General features: G+C 74.6%; 24 protein-coding genes. 11 read left to right on the top strand and 13 right to left on the bottom strand.

All coding sequences use genetic code 11. The features are described from left to right. Window positions 1-10: 10 nt before the first annotated feature. Window positions 11-694, bottom strand: a complete 684-nt coding sequence (gene mtrA / locus Q6348_RS15425) for an MtrAB system response regulator MtrA (RefSeq protein ID WP_304602280.1) — start codon at window positions 692-694, stop codon at window positions 11-13. Window positions 695-919: 225 nt separating this feature from the next. Here mtrA and Q6348_RS15420 point away from each other — a divergent pair, with 225 nt between their 5' ends. The 5 genes from Q6348_RS15420 to Q6348_RS15400 are packed head-to-tail and all read left to right on the top strand — an operon-like array spanning window position 920 to window position 6,255. Then, window positions 920-2,131 (top strand): glycerophosphoryl diester phosphodiesterase membrane domain-containing protein, encoded by a 1,212-nt coding sequence (locus Q6348_RS15420; RefSeq protein WP_304602279.1) that lies wholly within the window; start codon window positions 920-922, stop codon window positions 2,129-2,131. Next, window positions 2,128-2,808, top strand: coding sequence for a DUF4129 domain-containing protein (locus Q6348_RS15415; protein ID WP_304602278.1), 681 nt, complete (start codon window positions 2,128-2,130; stop codon window positions 2,806-2,808). The genes Q6348_RS15420 and Q6348_RS15415 overlap by 4 nt, the downstream gene beginning before the upstream one ends. After that, the gene (locus Q6348_RS15410) at window positions 2,805-3,986 is read left to right on the top strand and encodes a DUF4350 domain-containing protein (protein ID WP_304602277.1); all 1,182 of its coding nucleotides are present in this window, start codon (window positions 2,805-2,807) and stop codon (window positions 3,984-3,986) included. Before Q6348_RS15415 ends, Q6348_RS15410 begins: the two co-directional genes overlap by 4 nt. Next, window positions 3,983-4,960, top strand: a complete 978-nt coding sequence (locus Q6348_RS15405; RefSeq protein WP_304602276.1) for an AAA family ATPase — start codon at window positions 3,983-3,985, stop codon at window positions 4,958-4,960. Before Q6348_RS15410 ends, Q6348_RS15405 begins: the two co-directional genes overlap by 4 nt. 2 nt (window positions 4,961-4,962) lie before the next feature. Beyond that, window positions 4,963-6,255 carry a DUF58 domain-containing protein gene (locus tag Q6348_RS15400; protein ID WP_304602275.1) on the top strand — a complete coding sequence of 431 codons (1,293 nt, stop codon included), beginning with the start codon at window positions 4,963-4,965 and terminating at the stop codon, window positions 6,253-6,255. A 3-nt stretch (window positions 6,256-6,258) separates the two neighbouring features. On the opposite strand, the gene Q6348_RS15395 is transcribed toward Q6348_RS15400, so the two are convergent. Next, window positions 6,259-7,257, bottom strand: coding sequence for a stage II sporulation protein M (locus Q6348_RS15395; RefSeq protein ID WP_304602274.1), 999 nt, complete (start codon window positions 7,255-7,257; stop codon window positions 6,259-6,261). A gap of 64 nt (window positions 7,258-7,321) precedes the next feature. Between Q6348_RS15395 and Q6348_RS15390 the strand changes: the two genes are divergently transcribed. Together Q6348_RS15390 and Q6348_RS15385 are read left to right on the top strand one after the other, a co-directional pair. Beyond that, a complete protein-coding gene (locus Q6348_RS15390) occupies window positions 7,322-8,137 on the top strand; it encodes an RDD family protein (RefSeq protein WP_304602273.1) in 816 nt (271 codons plus the stop codon). A gap of 95 nt (window positions 8,138-8,232) precedes the next feature. Further along, the gene (locus tag Q6348_RS15385; RefSeq protein ID WP_304602272.1) at window positions 8,233-9,834 is read left to right on the top strand and encodes an HNH endonuclease signature motif containing protein; all 1,602 of its coding nucleotides are present in this window, start codon (window positions 8,233-8,235) and stop codon (window positions 9,832-9,834) included. Window positions 9,835-10,326: 492 nt separating this feature from the next. Here the strand turns inward: Q6348_RS15385 and Q6348_RS15380 are convergent, their stop codons facing one another. From Q6348_RS15380 to Q6348_RS15355, 6 genes are all read right to left on the bottom strand, one after another. Beyond that, a complete protein-coding gene (locus Q6348_RS15380) occupies window positions 10,327-10,818 on the bottom strand; it encodes a M15 family metallopeptidase (RefSeq protein WP_304602271.1) in 492 nt (163 codons plus the stop codon). Between the two features lie 359 nt (window positions 10,819-11,177). Continuing rightward, window positions 11,178-12,089, bottom strand: a complete 912-nt coding sequence (locus Q6348_RS15375) for a cation diffusion facilitator family transporter (protein ID WP_304602270.1) — start codon at window positions 12,087-12,089, stop codon at window positions 11,178-11,180. Continuing rightward, window positions 12,089-12,256, bottom strand: a complete 168-nt coding sequence (locus Q6348_RS15370; RefSeq protein ID WP_304602269.1) for a Trm112 family protein — start codon at window positions 12,254-12,256, stop codon at window positions 12,089-12,091. Before Q6348_RS15370 ends, Q6348_RS15375 begins: the two co-directional genes overlap by 1 nt. Then, a complete protein-coding gene (locus Q6348_RS15365) occupies window positions 12,253-13,728 on the bottom strand; it encodes a phosphomannomutase/phosphoglucomutase (RefSeq protein ID WP_304602268.1) in 1,476 nt (491 codons plus the stop codon). The genes Q6348_RS15370 and Q6348_RS15365 overlap by 4 nt, the downstream gene beginning before the upstream one ends. Window positions 13,729-13,765: 37 nt before the next feature. Then, window positions 13,766-13,978 carry a hypothetical protein gene (locus tag Q6348_RS15360; protein ID WP_304602267.1) on the bottom strand — a complete coding sequence of 71 codons (213 nt, stop codon included), beginning with the start codon at window positions 13,976-13,978 and terminating at the stop codon, window positions 13,766-13,768. Beyond that, window positions 13,975-14,328 (bottom strand): DUF3499 domain-containing protein, encoded by a 354-nt coding sequence (locus Q6348_RS15355; protein ID WP_304602266.1) that lies wholly within the window; start codon window positions 14,326-14,328, stop codon window positions 13,975-13,977. Before Q6348_RS15355 ends, Q6348_RS15360 begins: the two co-directional genes overlap by 4 nt. Window positions 14,329-14,479: 151 nt before the next feature. Between Q6348_RS15355 and Q6348_RS15350 the strand changes: the two genes are divergently transcribed. Beyond that, on the top strand, window positions 14,480-14,842 hold the full coding sequence (locus Q6348_RS15350) for a metallopeptidase family protein (RefSeq protein ID WP_434062012.1): 363 nt from the start codon (window positions 14,480-14,482) through the stop codon (window positions 14,840-14,842). Here the strand turns inward: Q6348_RS15350 and Q6348_RS15345 are convergent. Genes Q6348_RS15345 through Q6348_RS15335 form a run of 3 tightly spaced genes read right to left on the bottom strand, consistent with a single transcriptional unit; the run spans window position 14,839 to window position 20,261 of the window. Further along, window positions 14,839-16,371, bottom strand: coding sequence for a DUF5719 family protein (locus tag Q6348_RS15345; RefSeq protein WP_304602264.1), 1,533 nt, complete (start codon window positions 16,369-16,371; stop codon window positions 14,839-14,841). The genes Q6348_RS15350 and Q6348_RS15345 overlap by 4 nt on opposite strands. After that, complete coding sequence (locus Q6348_RS15340; RefSeq protein WP_304602263.1) at window positions 16,368-19,883, bottom strand: glycosyltransferase; 3,516 nt, start codon at window positions 19,881-19,883, stop codon at window positions 16,368-16,370. The genes Q6348_RS15345 and Q6348_RS15340 overlap by 4 nt, the downstream gene beginning before the upstream one ends. Before the next feature lie 57 nt (window positions 19,884-19,940). Beyond that, window positions 19,941-20,261, bottom strand: a complete 321-nt coding sequence (locus Q6348_RS15335) for a WhiB family transcriptional regulator (RefSeq protein ID WP_304602262.1) — start codon at window positions 20,259-20,261, stop codon at window positions 19,941-19,943. Window positions 20,262-20,427: 166 nt separating this feature from the next. Between Q6348_RS15335 and Q6348_RS15330 the strand changes: the two genes are divergently transcribed. Both Q6348_RS15330 and Q6348_RS15325 read left to right on the top strand, forming a co-directional pair. Beyond that, on the top strand, window positions 20,428-21,174 hold the full coding sequence (locus tag Q6348_RS15330; RefSeq protein WP_304602261.1) for a TIGR03089 family protein: 747 nt from the start codon (window positions 20,428-20,430) through the stop codon (window positions 21,172-21,174). Beyond that, window positions 21,171-22,028 (top strand): glycosyltransferase family 2 protein, encoded by an 858-nt coding sequence (locus Q6348_RS15325; protein ID WP_304602260.1) that lies wholly within the window; start codon window positions 21,171-21,173, stop codon window positions 22,026-22,028. The genes Q6348_RS15330 and Q6348_RS15325 overlap by 4 nt, the downstream gene beginning before the upstream one ends. Window positions 22,029-22,043: 15 nt before the next feature. Here the strand turns inward: Q6348_RS15325 and manA (Q6348_RS15320) are convergent, their stop codons facing one another. Both manA (Q6348_RS15320) and manA (Q6348_RS15315) read right to left on the bottom strand, forming a co-directional pair. Beyond that, window positions 22,044-23,234, bottom strand: a complete 1,191-nt coding sequence (gene manA, locus Q6348_RS15320) for a mannose-6-phosphate isomerase, class I (RefSeq protein ID WP_304602259.1) — start codon at window positions 23,232-23,234, stop codon at window positions 22,044-22,046. Window positions 23,235-23,244: 10 nt separating this feature from the next. Continuing rightward, window positions 23,245-24,444, bottom strand: a complete 1,200-nt coding sequence (manA, locus tag Q6348_RS15315; RefSeq protein ID WP_304602258.1) for a mannose-6-phosphate isomerase, class I — start codon at window positions 24,442-24,444, stop codon at window positions 23,245-23,247. Between the two features lie 120 nt (window positions 24,445-24,564). Here manA (Q6348_RS15315) and rfbA point away from each other — a divergent pair, with 120 nt between their 5' ends. Further along, window positions 24,565-25,434, top strand: a complete 870-nt coding sequence (gene rfbA, locus Q6348_RS15310; RefSeq protein WP_304602257.1) for a glucose-1-phosphate thymidylyltransferase RfbA — start codon at window positions 24,565-24,567, stop codon at window positions 25,432-25,434. The last annotated feature ends 6 nt before the right edge of the window (window positions 25,435-25,440 follow it).

Genomic DNA, 25,440 nt, shown 5'->3' with positions numbered 1-25,440 from the left:
AAGGTCCCGCTCACGTCGTGGCCGGGCCCGCCTTGTAGCCGACGCCGCGCACGGTCACCACGATCTCCGGGTGCTCCGGGTCGTGCTCGATCTTGGAACGCAGGCGTTGCACGTGCACGTTGACGAGCCGGGTGTCGGCGGCGTGCCGGTATCCCCAGACCCGCTCGAGCAGCACCTCACGCGTGAAGACCTGCCACGGCTTGCGCGCCAACGCCACGAGGAGGTCGAACTCCAGGGGGGTGAGCGGGATGAGCTCACCGTCACGGGAGACCCGGTGCCCCGTGACGTCGACCTCGAGGTCTCCGATGGTCAGGTGCTCGGGGCTCGGCTCGTCCGTGTGACGCAGACGCGCCCGGACGCGCGCGATGAGCTCCTTGGGCTTGAACGGCTTGGCGATGTAGTCGTCCGCGCCCGACTCCAGGCCGAGGACGACGTCCACGGTGTCGCTCTTCGCGGTGAGCATGACGATCGGGACACCGGACTCGGCTCGGATCATCCGGCAGATCTCGGTCCCGTCCTTGCCCGGCAGCATGAGGTCGAGCAGCACGAGGTCGGGCTGACCGGAGCGGAACGCCCCGATGGCCTCGTCGCCATGGGAGCAGAACTGCGGCTCGAACCCCTCGGAGCGGAGCACGATGCCGATCATCTCGGCGAGGGCGACGTCGTCGTCGACCACAAGGATGCGTCCCTTCATGCCCCCATGGTGTCACCTGCCCAGGATCACCAGTGCACCCACGCCCGTTCCAGGGTGCGTCGTGGCACGATGGTCGCCGGCCGTGCACGACGAGAAGAACGGGGGTGACCGGTGTCGCAGCCGACCGGCGACCACGCGGACGACCGCCAGCCCGGTGAGCCACCGGCCCCGACGGCTCCGTCCGGTTGGGGGGAACCCCAAGGCATCCCCGGCTACGACACGCCGGTGCCACCGCCACCGGACGCGCAGCAACCGCCGGACGCGCAGCAACCCCAGGACGGCCAACCGCAGTACGGCCAGCCCCAGTACGGCCAGCCCCAGTACGGCCAACCGCAGTACGGGCAACCCCAGTACGGCCAACCGCAGTACGGGCAACCGCAGTACGGGCAACCGCAGCAGCAGCCCGCCTACGGCCAACCCCAGTACGGGCAGCCCCAGTACGGCCAACCCCAGTACGGGCAGCCCCAGTACGGGCAACCCGTCGGCTACCAGCCGGCGCCGCTGCAACCAGGCATCGTGCCGCTGCGGCCCCTCGGGCTCGGGGAGGTCTACGACGGGGCGTTCCGGTCGATCCGGGACAACCCCCGGGTGATGTTCGGTCTCCCGGTGCTCGTGGTGGCCATCGGCTCCGTGCTGGCCGTCGCCATCAGCTATGCCCTGATGCCCGTGCTCCGCCCGATGTTCTCCGACCTGTTCACCTCGCTCGGGGACACCGGCGACGTCTCCGCGGGCCAGATGGCCAACCTCTACTCCACGAGCGTGGGGGCGGGCGTCGGCGTCTGGCCCATGACGTTCGTCGCCAACACCGTGCTCACCGGGCTCCTCACCGTGTCGGTGAGCCGCTCGGTCATCGGCCAGAAGATCGGCATCGGAGAGGTGTGGCGGTCCTACTGGACACGATCGCTGCTGCTGGTCCCCTACGCGATCGCCGCCGGGGTCGTGCAGACGCTCGGCGTCGGCCTCGTCCTGCTGCCCGGGATCCTGCTGCTCACCACGGGGAGCACCGGGCCCGGCGTCGTGCTGACGCTGCTCGGGGCCCTCGGCGCAGTCGTCTTCGCGCTCTGGTTCATGGTCCGCACGCTGCTCATCCCGCCCGCCGTCGTGCTCGAGGGCCAGTCCCTGCGCTCCGCCGTGGGACGCGGCTGGCGGCTGTCCCGCGGGCACTTCTGGCGCCTCCTCGGGATCTACCTCCTGGCCCTGCTGATCGTGGGGGTGATCCAGCAGGTCGTCGCCGTGCCGCTCGGGATCGTGACCGCGTTCGCGGCGCTCTCCGAGGGCAGCCTGCTCTCGGTGTCGCTCACTGTGCTGAGCGAGGCGGTCGGCGTCGTCATCACTCTGGCCTTCCTCGCGCCGGTGGTCGCGCTGCTCTACGTCGACGTGCGGATGCGCTCGGAAGGCCTGGACATCGAGCTAGCCCGGGCCGCCGAGGCGTCATGACCGCCACCGCGCCGGTCTCGGGCCTGCTCGCGGCCCTGAGCACGGACGTGCCGGTGGACCCCGACGCGGACCAGGCGCGCCGGTGGCTCGAGGCCGAGCTGCTCGACCCGGTCTACCACCACTCACCCAGCCTGCTCGAGCGGCTCCTGGCATGGGTCCAGGAGCAGATAGCCAACATCGGTCCGGCGCTGGCCAGGGTGGACCCGCTGGTGGCGGGGTCCGTCGTCGTCGGCGTCGCGGTGCTCGTCGCGGTCGTCGCCCTGCTCGTCGCCGGCCCCGTGCGCCGATCCCGGGGCACGGAGCGCGGCTCGCACGAGGTGCTGGCCGACGAGACACGCAGCGCGGCGGAGCTGCGGTCCGCCGCCGACACCCACGCTGCGGCCGGCCGCCTCGACGCCGCGGTGCTGGACCGGTTCCGCGCCCTGCTCCGCTCCCTCGAGGAACGGGCGGTCCTCGACCCGCGACCGGGCAGAACCGCCCACGAGGCCGCGGAGGCCGGCGCGGTCCGCTTCCCCGAGCGCGCGGCCGACCTCCGCGCGGCAGGCCGGCTCTTCGACGACGTCTGCTACGGCGACTCCCACGCCGACGGCGCGGGCTACCGGTGGATCGCCGGGCTGGACGACGAGATCGCCCGGACGCGCCCGGACGCCCGCACCCTCGAGGTGGCACCGGCGTGACCGACCAGTCCGCGCCGGTGCGCATCGGGGGCGAGCGTGCCAGGACCGCCGCCGCCCGGCGGTGGCGACGCTGGCGGCTCCCGCTCCTCATCGCGGTGGTGCTCGGGATCTCGGTGCTGTTCTCGGTGCTCATCCGACCCGACCTCTCAGGCGACCCCCTCGCGATCAACAACCCCGGGCCCCTGGGGGTCCGCGCCGTCGCGCAGGTGCTCGGCCGACAGGGCGTGCACGTCACGGAGGTGCGCAGCGTCGACGCCGCCGTCGCGGCCGCAGCGGCCGGGACGACCCTCGCGGTCGTCGAGACGCTCCCGCTGGACCAGGCCGACCTGGAGCGGCTCGCCCGGACGCCGGCCGATCTCGTCGTCGTGGACGGCACCGACCGGACCCTCCAGGAGCTGACCGACGGCGCGGTGGCCAACGCCTGGGACCACGCGCCGGGCGTGCGGTACGCGGACTGCCAGGACCCCGACGCCGTCGCGGCGCGCGCCGTCTCGTCGTCCGACTACGCGCTCGCCGCGCTCGACACCCGCGCCACGGTGTGCTTCGCCGACCCGGGAACCCCGGGCACGGGCTCCTACGCCGTCCTCGAGCTCGGCGGCCGCACGGTGCGCGTGCTCGCCGACAGCGCCGTCCTCACCAACGCACACGTCACCGAGGCCGGCAACGCCGCGCTGGCCCTGCGCGTGCTGGGCAAGCACGACCAGCTGACGTGGTACCGCCCGACCCTGCTGTCCCCCTCGACCGGCGCCGGTACCGGCATCGGTGTCGCGCTGCCACCGTTCGCCGGCCCCGTCGCTGCGTGGCTCGGTCTCCTGGTGCTCGTCGTCGCGCTGTGGCGCGCCCGAGCCTTCGGAAGGGTGGTCACCGAACCCCTACCGGTGACGGTGCGCGCCGCCGAGACCACGGTGGGCCGCGGACGCCTCTACCGGGGGGCGAGGGCCCGCGGTCACGCCGCAGCCGCGCTGCGCGCGGGCACCGCGAGGCGCGCGGCCTCCCGCCTGGGCCTGGCCCGCAGCGCCGACGCGCGCACCGTCATCGATGCGCTCGCCGGTGCGACCGGGCGCCCCCCGGCCCAGGTCGCCGACCTGCTCTACGGACCACCACCGACCGATGACGCGGCGCTGCGGGCCCTGGCCCGGGCGCTCGACCAGCTCGAGAGCGAGGTTCACCACACGTGACCGAACACCCGCACTTCACCCCGTCGCCCGAGCTGCGAGCCGGGCTCGGTGCCCTGCGCACCGAGGTCGGCAAAGCCGTCGTCGGGCAGGACGCCGCCGTGACCGGGCTCGTCATCGCCCTGCTGTGCCGAGGGCACGTGCTGCTCGAGGGGGTGCCAGGCGTGGCGAAGACCCTCCTGGTCCGGGCCCTGAGCGCGGCACTCGACCTGCGCACGAGCCGCGTGCAGTTCACACCGGACCTGATGCCCGGGGACGTCACCGGATCGCTCGTGTACGACGCCCGCACCGCCGAGTTCTCATTTCGCGAGGGCCCGGTGTTCACCAACCTCATGCTCGCCGACGAGATCAACCGCACACCGCCCAAGACCCAGGCCTCCCTGCTCGAGGCCATGGAGGAGCGCCAGGTCTCGGTCGACGGCCGGCCCAGGCACCTGCCGGACCCGTTCGTGGTGATCGCCACCCAGAACCCCGTGGAGTACGAAGGGACGTACCCCCTGCCCGAGGCGCAGCTCGACCGCTTCCTGCTCAAGCTCACCCTGCCCCTGCCCGAGCGGGACCAGGAGATCGAGGTGCTGCACCGGCACGCCACGGGGTTCGACCCGCGCGACCTCGCGGCCGCCGGGGTGCACCCCGTCTCCGACGGGGTGCAGCTCGCCGCGGCCCGCCGCGAGGTCGGCCAGGTCCAGGTCGCACCCGAGGTGCTCGGGTACGCCGTCGACCTGGTGCGCGCCACGCGGTCCTCGCCGTCGCTGTCCCTGGGTGTCTCGCCGCGTGGGGCGACGGCCCTGCTCGCGACGGCACGCGCCTGGGCCTGGCTGGCCGGACGGGGCTACGTCACCCCCGACGACGTCAAGGCGCTCGCCCACCCGACGCTGCGGCACCGCGTCCAGCTGCGCGCCGAGGCCGAGCTCGAGGGCGTGACCGCCGAGAGCGTGCTGGACACCGTGCTGGCCGCAGTGCCGGTCCCCCGCTGAGCATGGCGCTGTCCTGGCGGACCGCGGCGCTGGCGGCTGTGGGGCTGGTCCCCGTGCTGCTCGTGCCGGTGTACGCGATCGTGCTCGGATGGGCGCTGCTCGTGGTGCTCGCCGTGGCGGTCGACCTGCTGCTGGCGGGCTCACCGCGGGATGTCGTCGTGCGGCGTGTCCTGCCCGGATCGGTCCGGTTGACGCAGCCGTCGCGGTCCGAGCTCGTCGTGACCAACGAGGGCCGACGCCGGCTTCGGGGTCAGGTGCGCGACGCCTGGCAGCCCTCGGCCGGCGCGACCGGCAACCGGCACCGGGTCTCGCTGCCCCCCGGGGAGTCCGCGCGGCTGGTCACCCCGCTGCTGCCGACCCGGCGTGGTGACCGCCTTGCCGACCGGGTCACGGTGCGCTCGTTCGGGCCGATGGGACTGGCCGCCCGGCAGCTGTCCGCCGACGTCCCGGGACGCCTCCGGGTGCTCCCCGAGTTCGCCTCCCGGCGACACCTCCCGTCGCGACTGGCCAGGCTGCGCGAGATGGACGGCCGGACGGCAGTGCAGATCCGCGGCGCCGGCACCGAGTTCGACTCCCTACGGGAGTACGTCATCGGTGACGACGTCCGCTCGATCGACTGGCGAGCCACCGCGCGGCGCTCGGAGGTCGTGGTCCGCACGTGGCGGCCCGAGCGCGACCGGCGTGTGCTCATCGTGCTGGACACGTCGCGCACGTCGGCGGCCCGGATCGGCGACCTGCCACGCATCGACGCCTCGATCGAGGCCGCGCTGCTGCTGTCCGCCCTGGCCTCGCACGCCGGGGACCGCGTCGACCTCATCGCGCACGACCGTCGGGTCCGCGCGCAGGTCACGGGGACCTCCGGCGGCAGGATGCTCCCGGCGCTCGCGGACGCGCTCGCGCCCGTGGACCCGGCACTGGTGGAAGCGGACTGGCCGGCTGCCGTTGCCGCCATCCGGCAGCGGCTCTCCCAACGCGCCCTGGTGGTGCTGCTGACCTCGCTCGACCCGGCGGCGGTCAGCACCGGGCTCCTGCCGGCCGTGGGGCCGCTGGCCCACGACCACACGGTCGTGCTGGCCTCCGTGGCCGACCCCGAGGTGGCCGAGCTGACCCGGAACCGGGGGACGGTGAGCGACGTGTACGACGCCGCCGCCGCCGAGCGGACCGAGATCGAGCGCGCCGCGGTCCTCGTGCGTCTGCGCCAGCGTGGGGTCGAGGTGGTCGACGCCCTGCCGGACGAGCTCGCTCCTCGGCTCGCAGACGCATACCTCGCGCTCAAGGCCGCCGGGCGGCTGTGAGGCTCAGGCCGCGAGCGGTAGCTCGTCGCCCGCGAGGTCGCGACGCAGGTCCCCGGTCGCGCCGGCGCGAACGGCACGCCTGCCCAGGGCGACGACATACCACCAGAAGGCGAGCCAGACCACGGCTCCGATGACGATCTTGAGCCACCACGGCAGCACCGTCGACGGTGTGACGAAGCCCTCCAGGAGGCCAGAGATCCCGAGCACGACCACCAGGCCAAGCGCGACGGTGAAGAGGGACCGGCCTTCCGCCGCGAGCGCACGGCCGCGGGGGCGTCCGCCGGGGTCCACCATGGTCCAGAACAGCTTCAACCCGGTCCCGGCCGCGATGAACACGGCGGTGAGCTCGAGGAGCCCGTGCGGCACGATCAGCTGGAAGAAGACCGACAGGCCACCATGCATGACGAGGATCCCGCCGACCTGCCCGATGTGCACCGCGTTCTGGTACAGCACGATGACGGGCCAGATCCCCGTGATCCCGAACGCGACGGACTGCGCCGCGATCCAGGCGTTGTTCGTCCACACCTGCGCCGCGAAGCTCGCACCGTCGTACTGCACGTAGTACTGCGCGAAGGTGCGGTCGGCGATCTCCTTGAGGGTGCCCGGTGGCCCGATCGCCGCCTGCGCCTCGGGAGAGCGCACCAGCCACGCACCCGCCACGACGGCGAGCACCGCACTGGCGACCGCGACGCCGAGCGTCCACCAGCGGACGCGGTAGAACGCGGCCGGCAAGGTCTCGACGAAGAACCTCGACAGGTCCGACCAGGAGGGGTCGTGCGATCCGGAGATCGCCGAGCGGGCCCGGGCCAGCAGCTGCGAGAGCTCGGAGATGAGCGCAGGATCGGGCGCCGCGGACCGCACCATCGACAGATGGGTGGCCACCTCCTGGTAGAGGCGGACCAGCTCGTCGGCCTCGGAGCCGTGCAGCCGCCGGGACTTGGACAGCGTGGCCAGTCGCGCCCAGCTCGCCCGGTGCACGGCGGAGAACGCGTCGAGGTCCACGACCGGTAGCCTGCCACAGCGGGGTCCGCGGGCAGCGTGTCCCTGTGGGCGCAAGGAGGGCGGGATGTCGGACGAGATCCTCATCGGCGAGGGCGTCGTGCTCGACGCCCGACCGGCCTCGTTCGCGAGCCGCGTGCTCGCCGGACTCGTGGACGTCGTCGTGCTGGCCGTGGTCGGGTGGGTCATCGTGCTGGTCACCTTCGCCGCGGGGCAGCGGGCCAACACCGCCGCGGGCACAGCCCTCGTGGTGGCCGTCATGGTCGCGATCATGGTCGGGATACCGACGACCGTGGAGACGCTGTCGCGTGGCAGGTCGCTGGGCAAGCTCGCGCTCGGGCTGCGGATCGTGCGTGACGACGGCGGCCCGGTCCGCTTCCGCCACGCGGTCATCCGCGCGCTGGTCGGGGTGCTCGAGCTCTGGATGACCGCGGGCTCCGTTGCGCTGATCACGTCGATGCTGCACCGCAAGGGCAAGCGTGTCGGCGACCTGCTCGCGGGGACCTACGCGGTCCGCGTGCGTGGCGGCCAACGCGCCCTGCCGCCGGTCGTGATGCCGACGGAGCTCGCGGCGTGGGCACGATCCTGCGACATCCGGCGGCTCCCGGATGGGCTGGCCTTGTCGGTGCGTCAGTTCCTGGGACGCTCGGCCGGGTTGAACCCCACGTCGCGCAGCAGGCTGGGCACCGAGCTGGCCGCCCAGGTGGAGCAGTACGTGGCGCCCGGTCCGCCGCTCGGGACGCACCCGGAGCGGTTCCTCGCGGCCGTCCTGGCCGAGCGTCGGGACCGTGAGTACGCGACCGCCGCGCGTCGGGCCGCGTCCGCGGCCGAGGAGGAGCGCCAGGTCGCCCGGCTCCCGCACGGCGTGCCGGACCCGTACTGACACACGCTGCTGAGCTGGTCGTCCACAGATTCGCTGTCAGCACCCCCACGTCAGGTCCTCTTCGTACACTTGTGCGAAGAAGAGGGGGCGATCACGTGGCCGACCAGCGAGCGGGAGCGACGCCGGCCCCGCGTGCCGTCGTCCCGGGGCTGCAGGCCGGGTCGGGGCCGGTCCCCGCATGGCCGAGCGGCAGGTCGGACCTCGGGGAGCGTGTTCGCCGGATCCGCGCCGAGATCGCCGAGCTGGTCGCGCTGGAGCCGGTGGTGGACAGCCACACAGGGCCCGCGCTGCACGCCGACCTCTGCCGCGCCGCCGACCAGCTCCGCGGGCTCGCGGCACGAGTGCTCGCCCGGGTCGAGGCCGACGGCCGGTGGTCGGCCGGCACCGCGCGCACGTTCCCCGAGTGGGTCGCCGGGCAGCAGCTCGCCTCGCGGGGCTCGGTGCGCCGCGCGGTGGAGCTCGGCCGTGCGCTGGACGGCGATCTCCCGCGTACGGCCCGGGCGGTCGAGCACGGAGAGGTCACCCTCGAGCACGCGCAGGTCCTGGCACGCGCCGCGGGGTCGTCGCCCGCGCGCCGGGCTGCGCTGACGTCCGGTGACCCGGAGCGCAACGAGGCCGCCTTGCTGGCCCAGGCGGCCCGGACACCGGTCGACCGGTTCCGGCGGGTCGTGGACCGATGGGCCGCCACGGTCGACGCCACGGCGGCGGAGTCCGAGCACGACGCCGCGCGCGCCAAGGAGTACGTGAGCCTCGCGCGCCGACCCGACGGTGTGGCGCTGCAGGGGTTCCTCACGCTCGAGAACGCCGAGCTCGTCGCCACGGCGCTCCGTGCCGTGGCCGGCGTCCCGGCGAAGGGCGACACCCGCACCAAGGAGGAACGTCAGGCTGCCGCCCTCGTGGACGCCGCGCACCTGGTCCTGGACCGTGGTCTCGCCGGTGGCGGCAACCAGGTGCGACCGCACCTCATGGTGCACATCCCCCTCGAGACGCTCGAGAGACTCCAGCAGGGCGACGCGGCGGCGGCCGCACCGGACGGCGCAGCCGGCCGAGTCGATCCCGCCTGCTTCGACGCCGCTCCGCCCGCCGAGCTGTCCGACGGCACGCCCCTACCACCCAGTGCCTTGGCGCGGCTGGTGTGCGACGGCGAGCTGACCCGCGTGGTCTTCGCGGCGGACGGCGCGGTCCTCGACGTCGGGCGGGCGCAGCGGACGTACACCGGGCAGCAGCGTCTCGCCGTCATCGCCCGCGACGTGTCGTGCCGGTTCCCCGGCTGCGGCGCCCCGCCGACCCTTGGCGAGATCCACCACGTGCTGTCCTGGGTCGACCACGGACGGACCTCGGTCGCCAACGGCATCCTCCTGTGCTGGTTCCACCACGGCCTCGTGCACCGCCGCGGCATCCGGATCCGCCGGGCGCGAGGAGCGTGGGAGTTCCGCCGGGAGGACGGCTCGGTCATCGGGGACGTCGCGTCACGCGATGACGCCCGTCCCGGTGGCACACCGACGCGGGGATCTCCGCCCGGTGGCACACGGACGCAAGGAGCTCCGCCCGGGGGCACACCGACGCAGGGAGCTCCGCCCGGTGGCCGCGGTGCGTGGGACGAACCGGGCGCTGCGGGCCCCAGACCTAGCCGATGGGGCGGCCCACGGCGTCAGTCGGCCCAGCCCGCTCTCCCTCTCGGCCCCGGCAACCCGTGATCTCGGCGCCGGCAACCCGTGATCTCGGCGCCGGCAACCCGTGATCTCAGTGAAGGCCGCGCGGATGGCGCACGGCGCCGGCGGGGAGTGGAGAGGTCGGTCCATGGCAGTGGCTGCGCCCACCCACCCGCCGGACTGCTCGCACACCTCCGACGGCGGCTGCCCGGACGATTCGGCCATCGTGTTCCCTAACGATTCGGCCATCGTGTGCCCTAACGATTCGGCCATCGTGTGTCCGGACGATTCGGCCATCGTGGTCACCGAGACCGACTTCCGCCGCCTCCCGTTCGCTCCTGGCCCATCCACCGACGACACCGCGACGGCGACGGCCTGGTCCAGATGCCCACCTCATGACCAGTGGCCCCGCCCCCAGACCCTGCGGCACCCACCGCCTGAACAGCGCCGGCCCGACGACCCCATTCGCGGCATCGCCACCACCAGCTCGACCTCCACCCACATCCGCGAGGGCCACTCCCGGCTCGTCGCCCACACTCACCGGCCGCGCAGCGAGAAGTGCTGGTAGTCGACGACGGACCCTCTCCAGCTGCCACCCCAGGTCCAGCCGATCGCCGCGAAGGCCGCGACCACGGGGTCGTTCGCGTGGAGCACGCCGGGCACGTCGGGCCGATCCATGTACGCGAGCGCCGCGGGAGGAGCCACGCGGCCGTCGCGCACGTAGGGGTTCTCGACCGGGTTCAGGTCGAGCGCGAGCCCATAGGCGTGCTCGGACCAGGTCCAGCCGCCGGTGACGATCCGGCAGTTGAACCCCGACGTGTTGTCCGCGGCCATCGAGGCGTCGTCGTCGCCCCCGAAGTCGTCGACCAGCCGCATCGACGTGATCGGGTAGCCCAGCTCCCACAGCTCGACGAACACGTCGGTGATGTCGCGGGCCACGTCCGCGTGCACCGCGAGCTCTCCGGTTCGCGTGACGCCGGCCGGGTCCCGGTACGGGACCCGCAGGTACCGCAGGTCGGACAGCGGCACCGGGCAACCGGAGTGCCAGGACGCCGACATCCGCTCGGCGAGCGCCGGCGTGATCCGCGAGATGCTGACCAGCGGGCGCGTCGCGGCCCACGGGGCGAGAGCGTCGGGCGAGCCGGAGGGCGCCGAGCGCGGAGAGCCGGACGGCGACGCGGAGGTGGGGCTCGAGGTGGGTCCGACGATCCCAGCATCACCGCTCCCCGCGGTGCCAGACGGCGCCGTCGGCGAGGCGACGCCGGACGACGACGGGGCAGTGTCCGTCGTCGGCGAGTCAGCGTTCGGCGACGGGGCACAGGCCGCCAGGGCGCAGGCGAGCAGCACGGGGGCCGCGGCGGCCAGCACTACCGCGCGCCCCGACACCGTCAGGTCCCGCGTGAGAGATCGGGCTCGAGGTAGATCAGCCGCGCCAGCGGGACGGCCTCGCGGACCCGGGTCTCGGCGGCGTCGATCGCGGCCGCGACATCGGCGGCGGTCGACGCGGCTGGGACACCGATCTTCGCGGCCACCAGCAGGTCCTCCGGCCCGAGGTGCATCGTGCGCAGGTGGATCACCGTTTGAACGCCGTCTCCGACCAGGGCTTCGCGGATCGCGGCCACGTGGGCCGGCGTGGCGGCCTCACCCAGAAGGAGCGACCGGGTCTCGCGTGCGAGCACCACGGCGATGATCACCAGCAGGAGGCCGATCGCGCCCGAACCGACTGCATCCCATCTGCCGTCGCCGGTCACGATCGTCATGGCGACCCCGAACAGCGCGAACAGCAGACCCAGGATCGCCCCGCTGTCCTCGAGCAGCACGACGGGCAGCTCCGGTGAGCGCGACGTGCGGATGAACCGCCACCAGCCGCCCACGCTGTGCAACCTCGCCTCGTGCACGGCTGTTCGCAAGGACGCGCCTTCCATCACCATCGCCGCGAGGAGCACGGCCACGGGCACCCACTGCCACCCCTCGATCGGGTGCGGATCCCGGTACTTCTCCCATGCCTCGAACAGGGCGAACAGGCCGCCGAGCGAGAACAGCACGATCGCGACCAGGAACGCGTAGAAGTACCGGACCTGCCCGTACCCGAACGGGTGCTCCGGGTCGGCCTGGCGCCGCGCGCGCCGTCCTCCGAGGATCAGCAGCAGCTGGTTGCCCGAGTCGGCCAGCGAGTGCACCGACTCGGCCAGCATCGCCGAGGATCCGGTGAGGAGGAACGCGATGAACTTCGTCACCGCGATGCCGAGGTTCGCCGACAGTGCCGCGATGATCGCCTTGGTGCCCCCGGACTCGGACATCAGGCGCTCCCGTGCTCCGTTGCCTCGTCGACCAGCAGCACCGGGATGCCGTCGCGCACCGGGTAGCTGCGGCGGCACACCGTGCACGTCAGCGGGCCGGACCCGGCGAGCTCGCCGTGACACGCCGGGCAGCGCAGCAGGTCACGCGCCCAGCCCGGCACGGTCACCGCTCCTGCCGGACGAGACCGAGCACGTCGTCGCGCAGCTTGACCATGATGTCCTCGTCCTCGGCCTCGACGTTCAGCCGCAGCAACGGCTCGGTGTTCGACGCCCGCAGGTTGAACCACCAGCGCGGAGCCTCGTCCCAGTGCACGACCGTCAGGCCGTCGAGCTCGTCGACCTCCACCGGGCCGGCGCCCTGCTCGGTCACGTAGGCCTGCACGACCCGAGCCCGGGCTGCCGGCACGTCCGCGACGCGCGAGTTGATCTCTCCGCTGGCCGAGTACGGCTCGTACGCCTCGGCGAGGGCCGACAGCGGGATCGGGTCACCGAACGGCGTGGTCGCTGTCCCCAGCGCCGCCAGCACGTGCATGGCCGCGAGCATCCCGGTGTCGGCGAAGAAGAAGTCCCGGAAGTAGTAGTGCGCGCTGTGCTCGCCCCCGAACACGGCCTCGTGCTCGGCCATCTGCGCCTTGATGAACGAGTGGCCCACACGGGTGCGGACCGTCGTGGCTCCCGCCGCGGACAGCAGGTCGGGCACGGCCCGCGACGTGATGAGGTTGTGGATCACGGTCGGCGTGCGGCCCTCGCCCAGCTCCCGGGCGACCTCCCGCAGTCCGACCAGGGCCGTGATCGCCGACGGGCTGACCGGTCGGCCCGTCTCGTCCACGACGAAGCACCGGTCGGCGTCACCGTCGAAGGCCAGACCCAGGTCGGCGCCGTGCTCGACCACGGCGGCCTGCAGGTCGCGCAGGTTCTCCGGGTCCAGCGGGTTCGCCTCGTGGTTCGGGAACGACCCGTCCAGCTCGAAGTACAACGGGACGACGGTCAGCGGCAGCTCGGGCTGGCCTGCCTGCGTGCCGAGCACCGCGGGAGCCGTCAGGCCGGCCATCCCGTTGCCGGCGTCCACGACGACCTTCAACGGCCGGATGCCGGACAGGTCCACGAGCGACCGCAGGAACCGCGCGTAGTCCGGCAGCATCTGGCGATCCGAGACGGTGCCGGGCTCGTCCGCGGGCTCCGGCAGACCATCGGCCAGGTAGTGCTGCGCGAGCGACCGGATCTCCGCCAGGCCCGTGGCCTCCCCCACCGGCCTGGCGCCCGCCCGGCACATCTTGATGCCGTTGTAGACGGCCGGGTTGTGGCTCGCGGTGAACATCGCGCCGGGCACGTCCAGCACCCCGGACGCGTGGTAGAGCCCGTCGGTGGAGCACAGCCCGATCCGGACCACGTCGACGCCACGGGCCGCGACACCGGCGGCGAACGCGTCGACGAGGGACGGACCGGACTCGCGCATGTCGCGCCCGATGACCACGGACGGGCGGGCGGACAACGGCCCGTCCGGAGCGCCGGGCAGGACCGCGACCTCGGCGAACGCTGCACCGAGAGCCTCGGCCGTGTCGGGCCCCCAGTCGTCCGGGACGACGCCGCGGACGTCGTAGGCCTTGACGAGGGATGAGAGATCAGGAGTGTGCGGCACCCGCGCAGCCTAGCCAGAGTTCGCGAGCCCGGGGCAGTCAGGACCTGCGCGACGTGCGCTCGATCACCGTCTCGATGGGCAGCGAGCTCCACCCGCCCTCGATGGCCGCGAGCCACTCCTTGCGCTCGCACACCTGGCACGAGACGAACACCACGTCGGTCCCGTCGGTGAGCACCATGGGGAGCCGCGTGAGCCTCCCGGCCCCGCACGACGAGCACCGGTCCGGGACCCCGTACCGGGTCTCGCTCATCGTCCCCCCTCGCCGGGCAGCACCCGTAGGTGCCCGCGGCGGACCTCCCCGGGCTCGGGCGGCACGGGGACGGTGCGCGGCCGTCCGGCCTCGCGTACGGCGTCAGCCAGGGCGAGCAGGTCGTCCGGGCTCGGACCGGTCGGCACGAACTCCGGCGTCACACGCACGACCTCCCAGCCGCGTGGGGCGGTCAGTCGTCCGGCGTGCTCGGCGCACAGGTCGTACGAGTGCGGCTCGGCCAACTGGGCCAGCGGCCCGAGCACGGCCGTCGAGTCCGAGTACACGTAGGTCAAGGTCGCCACCGCAGGGCGTCCGCACGCGCTGCGCGTGCACTGCCGTCCGGACCTCACAGCAGGAGGGTACCTGCCCGGCCCGACAGCTCCCCATCCCCCACGCCGATGCCCCCGGACTACAGTGACTCGGGTGAGGAGGGGACTGCGTCAACCCCGCACGGCACCGGTGCGGCGTCGGGATCGGCGTGGCCGCGGACCACGCGGGCTCCTGCTCCCGCCCGACCTGCCGGCGCACCGCACCCGGGCGGAGAAGTTCGACGACTACGTGCTGGACGCCGTGGAGCGGCTCGAGCAGCGCTGGGCACGGCAGCTCGAGGGCACGGAGTTCGCGGTGGAGGACGTCCCCCCGTCCCACCCGGCCCCGTGGGAGCACGGCGGCGTGCCGCTGGGCAGGTACTTCCCGGCCGATGCGGGCCTGCCCCCTCGGATCGTGGTCTACCGGCGGCCGGTGGAGATCCGCGCGGTCGACGACGCCGACCTGGCCGCCCTGGTGCTCGATGTGGTCGTCGAGCAGGTCGCGCACCTGCTGGCCCGGGCCCCGGAGGACGTCGACCCCGGGTATCGGCCCTAGCCGAGCCGGACGGCGACCTCGGGCTGGGGCGCCGGAGGGGCCAACGGGCTGAGCACGGTGATGAGGTCCCCGTCGGAGGCCCGCACGTCGAGCACCACGGCCCACGCCACCCGGGGGTCGTCGCTGCGCACCACGAGCCCGTCCACGGACGCCGTCCCGAGGTCGGACTGCTGCAGTGTCACGGAGGTGCCGGGGACCACCGGCGTGCTCGTCGTGGTCACCCCGGCCGAGGAGACCGCGTCGACCGTCACGTCCGCGGGGCCGGAGTCACCGGGCGGGACCGCGACCACCAGGTGCCACGTCCCGAGCCCGGGCAGCGCGACGGGACCGACCGTGCCCGGCTCGACGGACGCGGCCCAGGCCCGGTCGAGCGGGGTCTCCTCCGACGCCTGCGCCGCCCCGACCCCCTGACCGCGCGTGATCATCGCGGCGGCCACCACCGGCACGTCCGCGTCCACGACCAGGGTGTAGTCCCCGGCGGGCAGGCCGCCCAGCGGGAGGTCAAGCACGGAGCCCGCGTCCAGGCTCACGTGACCGCCGGGCAGCGGGACCTCGCCGTCCGGGCCCAGGACGTGCACGTCGGCCGTGCCGGCCTCGTCGGGGGCGAGCAGGCGGAGCACACCGGGATCCGCCCCGTCGGCGGGCGACCCGGCGAGCGCGACGCCCGGCACCACCTGCCGGGTGGCCGGCGCGGCACCCGGCACCACGTCGTCGAGTCCCGCGGAGGTGAGCCCGCGCAGCTCGGAGTCCTGCAGGTACGCGGCCACGAGGCCACCGGCAGCCTGCACGTGCACGACGAGCCGCGGCTGCTCGGCCGCGACACCCTCGAGCAGGACGACGCGCTCTGCCCCGGCAGGGACCAGGTACTGCCCGGAGCCGACCGGCTCCACCGGTCCCGTGGAGCCCCACAGCTCGAGGCTGACCTGCGCGGGGGTCGACCCGGGATTCTGCAGCACCAGCCGGGCGGAGGACCCCACGGTCGTGGCACCGCCGACCAGCCACGCCTCGTTGGCGGCGGGCCGGCACGTCGCGCCCGCGAGCCCGCGCAGGTCGCCGGCTTCGGTGCTGACCCCGACGCTGCCCGCGACCCAGGCAGGCCCGCCCGCATCGGGCTGGGCGTGCACCACGACGCCGGCCTCGGGGTTGGTGAGGCTGACCGCGCCACCGCCCGCCGCCGGGGTCAGATCGGCGAGCTGCGACGTGCTGCCCAGGGGCTCGACCAGGGCGGGGACCGCGACTCCGTCGGGCCGGTCGACGCTGATCGCCCCGACCCGCGTGGTGGAGGCGGACGGGGACGGGTCGAACTGCGGGTCGTACGCCGCGTCGCCGCCCTGCTCCGCCTCGGTCGCCAACCTGGCCGGCCCCGGGCAGACCAGGTCGGTCGGCGCAGCCGGGACGGTCATCGCCATGGGCGCGGCCGGGACCGGAGCCACCGGCTCCCAGCCGGGCAGCACCACGACGCCAGCCACCAGCGCCAGGCTCACCAGCGCGCCGAGCACGGCCACCACGATCGCTACCGCACGTCTCATCGCGACCTCCGACGTCGCACCGGTACCGCGAGCAGGGTCGTGGCGCCGAGCACGATGAGCTGGAGGATCTGCCACGGCTGCTGCTCGGCCGGCTGGTAGCGGACCACCAGGTGGCCACGGCCGCTCCCGACCTCGAACGCCTGGCGCCAGCCCGTCTCCACCGCGCGCAGCGGCGCGCCGTCCAGCCAGGCGCGCCACGCGGGATCGGCGCGCTCGGCGAGCACCAGCAGCCGCCCGTCGGGCCCGGACGGCACGTCGATGTCCACGGCTCGCCCGTCCGCGGGGACGGGGCCCAGCACCTGACCGAACTGGTCCGCCGTCCCCTGCACGAGCCGTGCCCACGCGACGGCGCGCTTCTCGGTGGACACCCGCCAGAGGATTCCGGCGTCGGTCTCGGTGACACGCTCGAGACCCGCGGTCGCGTCCAGCACCCCCACCAGGCGGGTCCGCTTCGCCGAACCGCCGCCGGGGGCCGGAGGTACCAGGACGGCGCCGACCCCGAGGTCGGCCAGCTCGCCTGATGCGGACGCGGTGCGCACGGTCAGGTCGGCGGCCGCCTGGGCCAGCTCGGTGTCGGCGTCGTCCGGCGACACCTGCCGGGCCTGCCCAGGCGCACCCACCACGCCGTCGGCGATCGGCACACGCTGGGTCCCGGTCAGCTGCCGGCCGTCCCCGGTCAGCAGCGTCGCGCTCACCTCGTCGCCCGCCTCGAGCCGGAGCACGCGCACCGCGTCCGGCGAGCTCTGCAGCTGCGTCCCGGCCGCAGGCACCACGGGCTGCTCGGTGGCGGTGAGCGCGGGGGGTGTGCTGCGGGACTGGACGACCCACGCGCCCAGCAGTGCTGCGGGCGCGCCGGCGGCGAGCACCGCGAGCAGCGCCACCGCCACGTGCCGGAGACCGAACCGGGCCGTGCTGAGGCGGTGGCTGACCCGGCCCGCGCCGACGAGCGCCGCAGTCAGCAGGCCGGCGACGGTCAGGCTCACCGCGCCACCGCTCCACGGCGCGGTGAGCACGTCACCGGCCGGGACGACCAGCACGTGGCTCATCGCCACCGCCGTGGCCAGGCCGAGGGCGGCCGCGACCCACCCGAGCCGGACCACCCGGACGGCCTTGGGGCGCACGGCCAGGGCGAGGACGGCCAGCAGGACGAGCACGCCTCCCGGCACCCACGCCGCGTCGCCGGGCAGCACGCCGGGAAGCCCGGCCGGGCCCGACGGCCAGCCCAGCAGCTGCTGCCACGCGGGAGCGCCGGTCACCGGCACGGGAAGCCCGGGAGCTGCCAGCAGGACGCGCCACCGCTCCGGGTCGGCCACCACCGTGGCCAGCGTGGGGGCGTGCAGCGCGAGCGGTGGGACCACGACCCACCACAGCCGCCGCCGGGGCCGCACGAGCGCGACGACGAGCACGGCGAGCAGGACCGCGGGCAGGAGGGCCGGTGTCCCGGCCGTCACCAGGCACAGCGCCAGCCCGGCGCCGGCGGCGGCGGCCAACGAAGGTTCCGCGGTCCGCGGGAGAGCAGGAGCGGCAGGTGCGGGGCGGCGGGCACCCTCGTCCCGCGCGGCGGCCGCGCCCAGGGTGGTCTCCGGGCCCGGGATCGGGGCGGGCTCGGGGCTCGGGGTCGTCTCCGGGCTCGGGGCGGGCTCGGGGCGCGTCGGCGCGATCGACAGCCGGGTGGGTCGGACCGACGCGACCAGCTCGACCGCATGCTTGGCGGTGGCGGGTTCCGGGCCGAGCGCCGGATCGTCGTTGGCGGTCTCCGGCTCCTCCGGGACGGCGGTCCCGGCCTCCCGGTCCCCGCGCAGCACCGGCTGGGCGTCGTCGTCGCGCGCCACCCGCTGGGCGTCGTCGTCGCGCGCCACCCGCTGGGCGTCGTCACCGCGCGCCACCCGCTGGGCGTCGACCAGGCCGGACTGCACGCTGTCGACGCGTGCCACCCCGAGCGCCGAGGCGAGGCCGAGCACCGCCCACGGCAAGGCCACGTGGGTGAGGAGTGCGCCGATCCGGACCTGGTCCAGCCCGGTCAGCAGCGGCGGCGCGGCGGTCCACACGAGCGCTGCCCACATCCGCAGGGCGACCGACCGGGTCGCGGCGCCCGCGGCGAACCACGCCCCGACGCCGGACAGCACCAGCGCCCCCAGCACCAGGGCCGCCCCGGCGTGACCCACCGACCCGAGCACCGCGACGGGCGGCACGAGCACCAGCAGGAACGGGTCCGGGGGTGCCGGGCTGCCCAGGCCGGTCTCGACCCACCAGGACCGGACCGTGCTCCACAGGCCGCCCAGGTCCGCGTCACCGAACGGCAGCGTGCCGCCCACCAGGCGGGCACCGCCCAGCACCGCGGAGACCTGCGAGCCCACGACGACGGCGGTGAGCCCGAGCGTGACGAGGACGACCGCGACGAGCCCGGCCCGGCGGCGGGTGCGCAGCGCCGCGAGCTCGCGCAGCTCGAGCTCACTGGGGGCCGTCCGGGTCCGGCGCGCCTCGGCGGCGGCCAGGCGGCGGTCGCGGAACTGGCGGACCACCTCACGGGTGGTGTGCTGCAGCGGGCGCAGCGCGGACCGCCGCAGCGTGCTCGTGCGGGCCGCGCGCCGGCGGGCCCGCAGGACCCGCCGCGGCCGGGCCAGCACCACCCACGGTGCCCAGAGCTCGGCGACCACCAGGTGCGGTTCCTTGAGCACGAGGCGCATCGCCGCCCGCACCACGGAGGAGAGCAGCGCGAGGAGCGCGACCACGGGCACGAGCGGCAGAGGCACCCCGACCAGCTGCTGGTGCAGGAACGCCTCCCGCCGCACCTGGGCCGCGCGGCGGGCGTCCCAGCCGGGACGGACGTCGGCGCCCCGCAGCGTCCCGCGGGCGTGGCGGACGACGGCCCCGGGCACGACGACGACGCGGTGCCCCGCGAGGCGCGCCCGGCGGCACAGGTCCAGACCGTCGCCGTAGGGTCCGAGCACCGGATCCGGGCCGCCGAGCTCGTCCCACGCGTCCCGCCGCACGAGGGCACCGGCGAGGCCGACCGCGAGCACGTCCTCACGACCGTCGTGCTGGCCCTGGTCGACCTCGGCCTCGTCCAGGCCGGTCATCCGGCGCCCGAACCGCGAGGTCGACACCCCGACCTCCACGAGGAGCTCAGGGGTGTACCAGTCCACCTGCTTGCAGCCCGCGACCGCCACCGAGGGCGCCAGCTCGACCGCCCGGAGCAGCGCCGCGAGCGCGTCGGGCGCCGGGGCGGAGTCGTCGTGCAGCAACCACAGCCAGCCGTCGGTTGCCTCGGCGTGCTCCAGCGCGACGCGTACCGCCTGGCCGAAGGTGCGCGCGACCGTGCTCGGGACCAGCTGCGCGCCGGTCTCGACGGGCAGGTCGACGTCGTCGACCGCCGCCACCAGGACCAGATCGGGCGGACGGGTCTGCGCTGCGACCGCGTCGAGCGTCTCGGCCAGGAACGCGGTGGATCCCCGGGTGACGACGACGGCGACCACAGTGGTGCGGCCCACGTCGTGGGGGGTGGCTCTCATCGGGTCCCATCATGCGCCACGGTCCTGCCATCCCCGGTCAGGCCCTCGGCGGCGAGGTCAGACGACGCGTCGCTTGAGCTTGCGGCGCTCGCGCTCGGACAGGCCTCCCCAGATGCCGAAGCGCTCGTCGTTGGCCAGGGCGTACTCCAGGCACTCGGCACGGACCTCGCAGCCGGTGCAGACCTTCTTCGCCTCCCGCGTCGAGCCACCCTTCTCCGGGAAGAACGCCTCAGGATCGGTCTGCGCGCACAAGGCGCGCTCCTGCCAGTCCAGGGCGGTCTCGTCGGGGTCGTCCGACCCGAACAGGGGTAGGACGGGGGCTACCGGGACGTCGAGGTCGCTGGGGAAGGGTGCGTCGTCATCGAGCACGTTCCACATCTGTCCAGCCTCCGAGACCTCAGGCTCGCGCCGATCGGCGCCGAACACCATGCATGGAATTACACGCGTGTCATCCACAAGAGTCAAGCCCGGATGTGCTAGTTGCCTGATTTGGTCTGCGGCGCCCGGTTCCGGGCCGGGTGAGAGATACCCGTACCCTGGGCGCGTGACCTCCCTGCCCGCCCTGCTGACCCGGGTTGCGGGCCGCCGCAACCCGTGCCTGACCTGGTACTCCGAGGACGAGCGGGTCGAGCTGTCCGGGTTCGTCCTGGCGAACTGGGTGACCAAGACCACGCACCTGCTCGTCGACGAGCTCGACGTCGGCCCGGGCCGCCCGGTGCGGGTGGACCTGCCAGCGCACTGGCGCGGACTGGTCTGGTCGCTCGCCGCGCTGCGCGCCGGCGGGACGCTCGTCGACCACGGCCCTGCCGCCGTCGTCACCGACGATCCGGAGCGGTGGCCCGACGCGGCCGACCTCGTGGTCGTGGCACTGCCCGCCCTGGCCCGGACCGCCGGCTCCGTGCCGCCCGGCGCGATCGACGCGAACGCCGCCGTCATGACCTACCCCGATCGGCCCGGCGCCTGGGCCCCGGCGCCGGCGGACGGCCTCGCTCTGGCCGAGGCCGAGGTGCGGCACGCGGAGCTGGTGGACTGGGCGACGGCCCGGGCCGGATGGGTACACGCGGGGGCGCGCGTGCTCGCCGCGGGCGCGGACCCGAGGGACCTGCTCGCCGTCACGCTCGCGGCGCTCGCCTCCGACGGCTCGGTGGTCCTCGGCAACGCCGAGTGGGCCGCCACGATGCTCGCGGACCGGGAACGCCGCGCCCGCCTGGTCGAGTCCGAGCGGGTCGACGTCAACCTCTTGCCCGACGACCCGGATCGCGGGGCGCCGGGCGCAGGCGGCCGCGCGTGAGCGCTCCGGAGGTCCGGGTGGTGTGCGTGACGTACCACCCCGGGCCCGAGCTCGACGAGTTCGCCTCGTCGCTGGCCGACGCGACGCGCCGGCCGGTGGAGCTCGTCCTGGTCGACAACGGCACCGACGCGACGGTGGCGGGCGACGTCGCGGCACGGCACGGCGCGCAGCTGCTCGTCGCCGGGCGGAACCTGGGCTACGGAGGAGCCGCCAACCTCGGTGCCGCCGGCTCGTCGGCACCTTGGATCGTCGTGGCCAACCCCGACGTGGTCTGGGCGGCCGGGGCGCTGGACGCGCTGCTGGACGGCGGACTGCGGCACCCGGGGGCCGGCGCGCTCGGCCCGCGCGTCCTCAACCCGGACGGCACGACCTACCCCTCCGCGCGGGCTCTGCCTGGACTGGGGCGCGGGATCGGGCACGCGCTCCTCGGGCGGGCGTGGCCCGGCAACCCGTGGACCTCGGCCTACCTCGACGCCGAACGTGCTGACCCCGATGCCGAGCGGACCGCGGGGTGGTTGTCGGGTTCCTGCCTGCTGCTGCGGCGTGCCGCGTTCGAGCAGGTCGGCGGGTTCGACGACGGGTACTTCATGTTCTTCGAGGACGTCGACCTGGGCGACCGGCTGGGCCGGGCCGGGTGGAGCAGCGTGTTCGTCCCGTCGGCCGTGGTGACCCACGCGCAGGGCACGTCGTGGCGCGAGCGGCCCGAGGCCATGATCCGGGCGCACCACGCCTCGGCGGCCCGCTACCTCGCGCGGCGCTATCCGCGCTGGTACCAGTGGCCGGTGCGCACCGCGCTGCGGATCGGCCTGCAGGTGCGTGCCGCGATCCAGGTGCGGCGGTCCCAGCCGTCCTGAGGAGCGGCGGCCGCCTCAGGGCACGGCGACCTGCACGAGGCGCCCCCGCCCGGTGACCTGGACGGCGCCGTCACGCGCGGACGCGAACGCGCCGCACCCCCGCTCGAGCGTCAGGGCACCGGCGGCTCCCTCGAGCGTCAGCGCCCCCTCCAGGCACAGCAGCACCCGGGGGCCACCGCCCGGCAGCCGGGCCGGACCCGGACCCACCGTCGTGACCGCGAGCTCGAACTCCGTCACCGGCGCCCGGAACAGGTCCGTGGCGCCTCGGAAGGTCTCGGGGGCGAGCCGCACGGGCGCGCCGGCGACCGGCGCGACGGCGCGCAGCAGGGCGGGTGGGTCCACCGCCTTGAGCGTCAGGGCCCCGCGGACCTCGTCGTCGGACGCGGCGAGGACCTCGACCGCGAGCCCGCTGAGGTAGGCGTGGACCGTTCCCGGGGGGATGAAGATCGCCTCTCCCGGTGCCAGGCTCACCGAGTTGAGCAGCAGGGAGGCGACGGCGCCCACATCGCCGGGGTGCTCCTCGCCGAGCACGACGACCGTGCGGTCCGCGCGGACCGACGGGGACCCTTCCCACAGGCGTCGGGCGCACTCCGTGGCCACTTCGCGCACCTGGTCCGCGCCGGGCCGGCTCGCCGGGTCGAGCAGGTGGCCGAGGGCCGCGACGAGCCCCGCCACGCCGGGCGTCGATGCGAGCATCGCGTGCAGGTGCCGCGCGAGCGGGGTCTCGAGCCCGTCCAGCAGCTGGAGCGCTCGCCGAGGCGTGCGGAACCCGCACACCGCCTCGACGGCGGACAGCGCGTAGAGCACCTCCGGGCGGCCGTAGGGGTCGGGGAAGCTGCGCCGGGGGTCGTCCACGCCGATCCCGGCAGCCTCCTCGGCCGCGAACCCGGCGGCCGCGTGCTCGGCGTCGGGGTGCAGCTGGAGCGACAGCGGCGAGTCGGCGGCCAGGAGCTTGACCAGGAACGGCAGTCGGGGTCCGAACTGCGCGACGACGTCCGGGCCCAGCACTGCGGCGGGGTCGGCGGCGATCCAGGCCGGCAGCGTGGTGGCGCCGGTGGCGTCCTCGACCACGCTCGGCGCCGTGGGGTAGGCGCCGAACCACGCCTCCGCCATCGCGCGGCCGTCCGGCGCGAGCCCCAGGGCGTGCGGGATCGCCGTCGGGGACCCCCACGCGTTGCGCCGCGAGGTCGGGGTGAGGGCGAGCATCACTCCTCCGTCAGGGGACGTCGGCCTGCACCAGGGTGCCATCGCCGTCGACCGAGAGCGTGCCGTCCGACGCCGGTGCGAACGCGGCCTGCCCCCGGGACAGCGTGACGCTGCCGTCCTCGGCGCCGTGCACCGTGACCTCGCCCCGCAGGCACAGCAGCACCCGGGGACCTCGGCCGGGGAGCGGGTGCTCGGCCCCGTCGGAGACCTCCGTCACCGAGAGCTCGAAGTCGTCGACCGGGGCGTAGAAGATCCGGGTCGCGCCGTGGAAGACCTCGGGAGCGATGCGGATCGGCGGCGCGGCCACGCAGTCCACGGTCGCCAGAAGCTTCGGGATGTCGACGTGCTTGCCGGTCAGGCCGGCCCGCAGCACGTTGTCGGAGTTGGCCATGAGCTCCACCCCGGTGCCGGACTGGTAGGTGTGCACGGCACCGGCCGGCACGAACAGGGCCTCCCCCGGCTGCAGCGTGACCGGGTTGAGCAGCAGGGACGTCACCACGCCCGGGTCGCCGGGGTACTCGGCGGCCAGCCGCACCACCGTGCCGTCCGCGCGCGGCGACGGCGAGCCGACCACGAGGCGTGCGCGGCACGCCTCGGCGACCTCACGCACCTCCTCCCCCGTCGGCCGCGTCGCGCTGTCCAGAAGGAGCGAGAACGCGCGCTGCATGCCCTCGGCGTCCGGTCGCGCCATAAGGATGTCCCGCAGTCGCCGCACCAGGGGCGTGTCGAGGTCGGCGAGCAGCTCCGCCGCGCGGCGCGGCGCCCGGAAGCCGGCCATCGCCTCGAACGTGGTCAGCGCGTAGAGCAGCTCGGGCTTGTGGTTGGCGTCCGGGTAGACCCGGTGGGCTGCGGTGCGGGGGACCCCGGCGGCCTCCTCCGCAGCGAAGCCGGCGCGCGCCTGGTCGCGGTCCGGGTGCACCTGGAGCGAGAGCGGGTGCTGGGCGGCGATGAGCTTGAGCAGGTACGGCAGCGACGCCCCGAACCGGGCGACGACGTCGGCCCCCATGGCGCCCGTCGGGTCCTCGGCCACGAGCTCGGCCAGGGACCGCCACGTGCCGGGCGCGGTCTGCACCGTCGCGGGGGCGGCCGGGTGGGCGCCGAACCACGCCTCGGCGACGGGTCGCCCGTCGCCGGGCACGCCGAGCAGCTCGGGAAGTGCGGTGCGCGAACCCCAGTCGTAGTCGCGCGTGGTCGGCCGGAGGCGGATCACGGTGTTCCCCTTTGGGTTCGACGCCTGGGAGCCATGATCGTAGCCGCGGGCGCGGCGCGCCCGTCGAACCGCCGAACCACGGCGTGACCGCGCCCGCCCGGTGCGGCAGACTGACCTGCCATGCGAGGGATCATCCTGGCCGGCGGCTCCGGCACGCGTCTGCACCCGATCACGCTCGGCGTCAGCAAGCAGCTCGTCCCGGTCTACGACAAGCCGATGATCTACTACCCGCTGTCGACCCTGCTGCTCGCGGGGATCCGTGACGTGCTGGTCATCACCACACCGCACGACGCGCCACAGTTCCACCGCCTGCTGGGCGACGGGTCGCAGTTCGGCATCTCGATCCAGTACACCGTGCAGGCCGAGCCCAACGGTCTGGCGCAGGCCTTCGTGCTGGGCGCGGACTTCGTCGGGTCGGAGTCCTCGGCGCTGGTGCTCGGCGACAACATCTTCTACGGCCCCGGCCTGGGGACCCAGCTGTCCCGGTTCGACGAGATCGACGGCGCCGCCGTGTTCGCCTACCGCGTGGCGGACCCCACGGCGTACGGCGTCGTGGAGTTCGACGAGCAGGGCACGGCCCTCTCGCTCGAGGAGAAGCCCGCCCACCCGCGGTCCAGCTACGCGGTCCCCGGCCTGTACTTCTACGACAACGACGTGGTCGCCATCGCCCGGGACCTGACGCCCTCGGCGCGCGGCGAGTACGAGATCACCGACGTCAACCGCACCTACCTCGAGCAGGGTCGGCTCCAGGTCGACGTCCTGCCGCGTGGCACCGCGTGGCTGGACACGGGCACGTTCGACTCGCTGCTCGAGGCGTCCGACTACGTGCGCACCATCGAGCACCGCCAGGGCCTGAAGATCGGTGCGCCCGAGGAGGTCGCCTGGCGGCGCGGCTTCCTCACGGACGACGAGCTGCGCGAGCGCGCCGAGCCTCTGGTCAAGTCCGGCTACGGGGCGTACCTGCTGGGCCTGCTCGAGCAGGGCCGGTAGGCCCGA

Source organism: Actinotalea lenta, from assembly GCF_030586465.1.
GTDB lineage: Bacteria > Actinomycetota > Actinomycetes > Actinomycetales > Cellulomonadaceae > Actinotalea > Actinotalea lenta.
The sequence above is the reverse complement of the archived record's forward strand: the minus strand, read 5'-3'. Positions and strand labels throughout refer to the sequence as shown.